We start from the raw sequence: 1,223 nt of genomic DNA, 5'->3' as shown, positions 1-1,223 counted from the left end.
TGGAAGGGGTAGGTGGGGAGGGGGGTGGTGTGGGTGTTGGGGAGGATGGTGGGCCAGTGGGGGTGGTGGTTGTGGTGGTGGAGGGTGGTGATGGCGTTGAGGAGGGTGGTGGTTTCGGGTTGGTGGGGGTGGAGGGTTGGGGTGGCGGTGTGGGTGTTGTTGAGGGTGGTGAGGGTGGTGAGGGTGTTGTCGGGTCCGAGTTCGAGGAGGGTGGTGGTGTTGTGGTGGTGGAGGGTGTTGAGGCCGTTTGCGAATTGGACGGTTTCGCGGGCGTGGCGGGTCCAGTAGTGGGGGTTGGTGATGTCTTCGTTGGTGGCGTGGGTGCCGGTGAGGTTGCTGATGATGGGGATGGTGGGGGTGTGGTAGGTGACGGTGTGGAAGAGGTTGTCGAGTTCGTTGAGGATGGGGTTGAGGTGGTGGGAGTGGAAGGCGTGGCTGACGTGGAGTTGGCGGGTTTTGATGCCTTGGTGGTGGAGGGTGGTGGCGAGGGTGGTGATGGCGTGTTGGTCGCCGGAGACGACGGTGTGGTGGGGGGTGTTGATGGCGGCGATGGTGAGGTTGTTGTTGAGGTGGGGGGTGATGTGGGTGTGGGGGGCGTTGATGGTGAGCATGGCGCCGTTGGTGGGGAGGTTTTGCATGAGGCGGCCGCGGGTGGTGATGATGCGGGCGGCGTCGGGGAGGGTCCAGATGCCGGCGATGTGGGCGGCGGTGAGTTCGCCGAGGGAGTGGCCGAGGAGGTGGTGGGGGGTGATGCCCCAGGTGGTGAGGAGGTGGTGGAGGGAGGTTTGGAGGGTGAAGAGGGCGGCTTGGGCGTAGAGGGTTTGGTTGAGGAGGTCGGGGTTGTTGCCCCAGACGACGGTGGTGAGGGGTTGGTCGAGGTGGGGGTCGAGTGCGTTGCAGGTGTTGTTCCAGGCTTGGGCGAAGGCGGGGTAGGTGTTGTGGAGTTGTTGTCCCATGCCGAGGCGTTGTGAGCCTTGGCCGGTGAGGAGGTAGGCGAGGTTGCCGGGTGGGGCTGTGGGGGTGGGGGTGAGGTGGTCGAGTTGGTTGGTGAGTTCGTGGGTGGTGGTGCCGGTGATGGTGGCGTGGTGGGTGAGGGTGGTGCGGGTGGTGGCGAGGGAGTAGGCGATGTCGGCGGGGGTGTGTTCGGGGTGGGTGAGGGCGAAGGTTTTGAGGCGGGCGGCTTGGGCGTGCAGGGCGGTTTCGCTGGCGGCGGACAGGGTCCA

1 protein-coding gene is annotated in these 1,223 nt (G+C 65.7%); it reads right to left on the bottom strand.

Annotation, left to right across the window (positions count from 1 at the left end; genetic code table 11):
- Window positions 1-1,223: acyltransferase domain-containing protein (locus ACH4F2_RS36240; RefSeq protein WP_398136833.1), on the bottom strand; the 1,223-nt coding region annotated here is incomplete at both ends.

The organism is Streptomyces sp. NPDC017890 (assembly GCF_044328675.1).
In the GTDB taxonomy this organism is placed as follows: Bacteria; Actinomycetota; Actinomycetes; order Streptomycetales; family Streptomycetaceae; genus Streptomyces.
This window is presented reverse-complemented; position numbering and strand designations above follow the sequence as displayed.